Below are 4,378 nucleotides of genomic sequence, written 5' to 3' on the forward strand. Positions count from 1 at the left end.
GGCCGCCGAGACGTTCGGGCTGATCGCGCTGGAGGCCGCGGCCAGTGGCACGCCCGTGCTCGCGCGGCGGACGACCGGGCTGAGAGACGCGGTGCGCGACGGCATGAGCGGGATGCTGATCGACTCCGACTCGCCGGTGGCGTGGGCCGACGCGATGCTCGGTCTGCTGGGGGCACCCGGGGAGCTGGCCCGGCTCGGCCGCGGCGGCGTGGAGTGGGCGGCGTCCCACTCCTGGCCCGCCGCCGCCGCCCTCCTCGACGGCCTCTACCGGCGGCTGCTGGCGCGCTGAGGGAGCCCCGGCGGGAAGGGATGGGGTGCGTCAGTCCGCGATGGCCGGGGTGCCGGGGTCGAGGCGGGCGCCGCGAGTGGAGCGGTACCAGGGGGCGAGGCTGTCGGGCGAGACGGCGACCATGGCGGCTCCCGTGAATCCGGCGTCGTTGCCGAAGCGGGCGGGGACGATCTCGGTGCCGATGTCGAGGAAGCCGGCGAACTCGTCGAACACGTGCGCGGCCGCGCCTCCGATCACGAAGAGCTGCGGGGACAGCAGCATCTCGAGGTGCCGGTAATAGACGCTCAACCGCCCCGCCCACTCCTCGAGAGAGATACCCTCGCGGCGCACCGCGGAGAAGCCGACGCGCGGCTCGAAGTCGGGCCCGTCGATGTGGACGTGGCCCAGCTCGGAATTGGGGATGACGACGCCTCGTGCACGAGCGCCGTCCCGATGCCGGTGCCCAGGGTGGTCAGCAGGAGCAGGCCCTCGCGCTCGCGCATCGCGCCGAACTCTCGCTCGGCGACCCCGGCCGCGTCGGCGTCGTTGACGACCACGACGTCGACGCCGGTCGCGTCCGAGAGCAGCGCCTGGGCGTCGAGGCCGACCCAGCGCGGCGACACGTGCGTGGTCTGGCGCACGACGCCTCCGCGGACGATCCCCGGGAAGCCGACGCCGACCGGGGTGCCGGCGATCGGCGAGACGTCGCGGACGATGCCCGCGATCGCGGCGGCGAAGTCCTCGGGCTCCTTGCCGAGCGGGTTCGCGACCGCGAAACGGCGGGCGGCGCGCTCACCGGTCGTGACGTCGACGAGCGAGGCCTTGATCGAGGTTCCGCCGATGTCAACGCCGACCGCGAAGCGCGGGAGGAGGCCGTCGTGGGGCTGGGTCACGGATGCTCCGTCTGCAGTGGTGGCGAGTCGGCGACTCGGGCTCGCGGGAACGCGGGAACGCGGTCGGCTCGTCGGATCCCGAGGATCCCGACGAGCCGAGAGCGATTCTACGAGCCGGAGGTGCGGGTGGGCTCCGAGGCGGCGGACAGCGGGCTCAGAACGTAGTCGATCACCGGCTCGTACAGGTGCACGGCGAGGCCGTCGTCGATCGGGACGACGACCTCGATCGAGCCCTGCGATTCTGCGACGAAGACGGCCGGATCGTTGCAGTCGGCGATCGCGAGGACCGGGAGGCCGCGACGGCCGGCCGCTCCCGCCCAGCCGTGGTCGGCGATCACGAGGTCGGGGCGGACGCCGAGCTCGTCGAGCCCGTCGAGAAGCGCCTCCATCGGCTCGGACGAGTGGGTGTGCAGGAGGCTCCCGCCGCGGTAGACGCAGGCCACGCCTCCGGTGGACCACAGGGCCTGATGCTCGTCGGCGAGCGGCACGCGGATGCCGTCGGGCGAGGCGAACGGGAGCGCGTTGAGGTCGAGCACGCGGGCCCCCGCCTCCGTCGCCGCCGCGGCGAATCGGCGGTAGACGTCCATCAGGGTCGCGGGGTGGGCGGTCGCGAACAGCAGGAGCGCACCGTCATGCACGGCTGAGGCGAGGCGATCGCGGTAGCGGGCGAGCCGCTCGACGGTCAGGCGCGCGTCGATGCGGTCCTGGCCGCTCTCGAACGAGGCGTCGGTGCTGATCCCGACGCGCTCCCCCATCAGGGCGAGCAGGCTCTCGAGCGTCCAGTGCTCGGCCACGTCCACCCCGTAGAGGTGCGCGGGCTCGCGGGCGGCCAGGCGGCGCAGGTTGCCGAGGTTGCTCGCGCGGTCGGTGAGGACCGCACCGGTGAGCAGGGTCGAGTCGAGCACGGCCTGGAGCTCGGAGTCGGACAGCGACATGCGGGACCTTTCGCGGGGGAGGCTCCCAGGGTATCGAGCAGCGACGACCCTTGACACGCGACAGTCGCCGATATATCGTTAATACATCGCCGACAGGTCGTCAGCACTGGCTCGCGGCCGGCGACCGGATCCGATCGAAGGGATCCTCGACGACACCTCCACGAACACCCCGACCGACAGAGAGCAGCACCCCATGAACCCCAAGACCTTTTTCTCCGACGACCGCCGCGACTCCTGCGACGGCGCGCACACCTCCCGGCACGAGCACCCCGGCCACGGCCAGCGACGCGGACCCGGCGGCCACGGCCGCGGGTTCGGTCCCGGCTTCGGCTTCGGGCCCGGCTTCGGGCCCGGCTTCGGCCCCGGCTTCGGCGGCCCCTTCGGCCGCGGCGGCGGACGCGCACGACGCGGCGATGTCCGCGCGGCGCTCCTCTCGCTCCTCGCCGAGACCTCCTCCAACGGCTACGGCCTGATCAAGGCCATCGCCGAGAAGACGAACGGGTCGTGGCGCCCCAGCCCCGGCTCCGTCTACCCCACCCTCCAGCAGCTCGTCGACGAGGGCCTCATCACGGCCGTCGGCGAGGGCCGCGGCACCGAGTACCAGCTCACCGACGAGGGCGGCACGTACGTGCGCGAGCACTCCGACGAGCTGACCGCAGCGTGGGAGGCGACTCCTGGCGCCAGCGACGCCGACCGCGCGTTCGTCGAGAACGTCGGCACGCTGATGGGAGTCGTGCAGCAGTTCCGCGGGGCGACGGATGCGCAGCGTGCGGCCGCCTCCGCGAAGCTCGACGAGACGCGGCGCGCGCTGTACCTCATCCTCGCCGACTAGCACCCGCCCGCGACGCGCGGGGACGGACGGGCTCCACCGGGGAGCCCGTCCGTCCCGTCGTCTCCGGAGACGTGTGGGCCAGCCCGCGACACGGTGCGCATTCGACCGGGGACGCCCCGGCCATCGGCGCCGCAAGGCGGCGCCCCCTCAGTCGGCGGCGGCGAGCCGGCGCAGCCCCTCATCGAGCGTCACGCCCGGTGCCCAGTGCAGCTCGGCGCGGGTGCGGCGCTGATCGAACCAGTGCGCGGTCGAGAGCTGCTCGGCGAGGAAACGCGTCATCGGAGGCTCATCGGCCCCCGGCCGCACGGCCCAGACCCGCTCGACCAGCGAGCCGGCGGCTCGGGCGACGGAGGCGGGCACCGACCAGCGCGGCGGCTCGACTCCCGAGGCGCGGCAGATGCCGGCGAGCAGCTCGGCGACGGGACGCGGCTCGCCGTTGGTGACGACGTAGGAGCGGCCATGCACCGCCTCCGCCCGCCCGAGAGCCGCGACGATCGCCGAGGCGGCGTTGTCGATGTAGGTGGAGTCGATCAGAGCCTGCCCGTGCCCGAGCAGCGGGAGCCGCCCGGCACGGGCTCGCTCGACGATCCGCGCGACGAGCTGCGTGTCTCCCGGGCCCCAGACGAGGTGCGGCCTGACCGCGACGACAGCGAACCCCGGCGCGTCGGCCGCGAGGGCCAGCAGTTCGGCCCGCGCCTTGGTGCGCGCGTAGTCGCCGCGGGCGCGGACGGGGTCGGCGGGCTCGGCGTCGTCGCCCATGATCGACGACCCGGCGTGCGCGACCGAGGGGGACGAGATCTGCACGAAGCGGCGCACGCCGGCGCGGGAGGCGGCAGCGAGGAGCCGGCGCGTGCCGTCGACGTTGACCCGGTCGAAGTCGCCCGGATCGCCCGCGAGTGAGACCTTCGCGGCGAGATGCACGACCGCCGCGGAGTCGGCGACCGCCTCCTCCACCGCGCGCGGGTCGTCAGCGAGCCGCGCGCCTCCTCGACGCCGGCCACCCCGGACGGACGGCGCTGGAAGGTGCGGACCTCGTGACCCTGCGCGACCAGTCCGGCCGCGACGGCCCCGCCGAGCAGCCCGCTCGCCCCGGTGACCAGGACCTTCACGGCGCCACCATGCGCCGCCGGCGAGCACACCCTCGGCCCAGCGCGAGAGCGCGGCCCGGTCGATCTTGGAGTTGTGCCGGATGTCGGTCGGCAGCGTCGGCACGATCAGCACAGCGGCGACGGAGGCGCGACGGCGGCCCGCACCTCCTCGGCGAGCTGCGGCCCGGCCAGAGCCACCCGGCGCACGCCCGAGCGCAGCTCGACCACGGCGACCAGCTGCGAGACTCCGCGGGGACCGGCTCCGACCACGGCGGCGCGCGCGACGGAGGCGACGCCGGCCTCGATCCGCTGCTCAGGACCGACCGGCGTGACCACGCCCTCGGGAGTGACGATCACGTGCG

General features: G+C 74.3%; 6 protein-coding genes and 1 pseudogene. 2 read left to right on the forward strand and 5 right to left on the reverse strand.

What is annotated here, in order from left to right; translation table 11 throughout:
* On the forward strand, positions 1–289 hold a 289-nt coding region (locus tag ACH61_RS14085; protein WP_153038901.1), incomplete at its 5' end, for a glycosyltransferase.
* Between the two features lie 30 nt (positions 290–319).
* Here the strand turns inward: ACH61_RS14085 and ACH61_RS18585 are convergent.
* The 3 genes from ACH61_RS18585 to ACH61_RS14100 form a co-directional block, all read right to left on the reverse strand.
* Positions 320–577: a hypothetical protein gene (locus tag ACH61_RS18585; protein ID WP_068213211.1), complete on the reverse strand. Its 258-nt coding sequence runs from the start codon at positions 575–577 to the stop codon at positions 320–322.
* A complete protein-coding gene (locus tag ACH61_RS14095; RefSeq protein ID WP_068213215.1) occupies positions 574–1,161 on the reverse strand; it encodes an ROK family protein in 588 nt (195 codons plus the stop codon). Before ACH61_RS14095 ends, ACH61_RS18585 begins: the two co-directional genes overlap by 4 nt.
* 107 nt (positions 1,162–1,268) lie before the next feature.
* Positions 1,269–2,096 carry a phosphatase gene (locus tag ACH61_RS14100; RefSeq protein WP_068213217.1) on the reverse strand — a complete coding sequence of 276 codons (828 nt, stop codon included), beginning with the start codon at positions 2,094–2,096 and terminating at the stop codon, positions 1,269–1,271.
* A gap of 193 nt (positions 2,097–2,289) precedes the next feature.
* On the opposite strand from ACH61_RS14100, the gene ACH61_RS14105 reads away from it, so the two are divergent.
* A complete protein-coding gene (locus tag ACH61_RS14105) occupies positions 2,290–2,928 on the forward strand; it encodes a PadR family transcriptional regulator (protein WP_068213221.1) in 639 nt (212 codons plus the stop codon).
* 147 nt (positions 2,929–3,075) lie between these two features.
* Here the strand turns inward: ACH61_RS14105 and ACH61_RS14110 are convergent.
* Positions 3,076–4,037, reverse strand: a pseudogene (locus ACH61_RS14110) (NAD-dependent epimerase/dehydratase family protein).
* A 105-nt stretch (positions 4,038–4,142) separates the two neighbouring features.
* Positions 4,143–4,378: hypothetical protein (locus ACH61_RS17560; protein ID WP_161489674.1), on the reverse strand; the 236-nt coding region annotated here is incomplete at its 5' end.

This window comes from Rathayibacter tanaceti, from assembly GCF_001634385.1.
Taxonomy (GTDB): Bacteria; Actinomycetota; Actinomycetes; order Actinomycetales; family Microbacteriaceae; genus Rathayibacter; species Rathayibacter tanaceti.

Bases quoted from the DNA above. Each gene is read 5' to 3' on its own strand.
- ACH61_RS14100 (WP_068213217.1), bottom strand. From the start codon at position 2,096: ATGTCGCTGTCCGACTCCGAGCTCCAGGCCGTGCTCGACTCGACCCTG.
- ACH61_RS14105 (WP_068213221.1), top strand. From the start codon at position 2,290: ATGAACCCCAAGACCTTTTTCTCCGACGACCGCCGCGACTCCTGCGAC.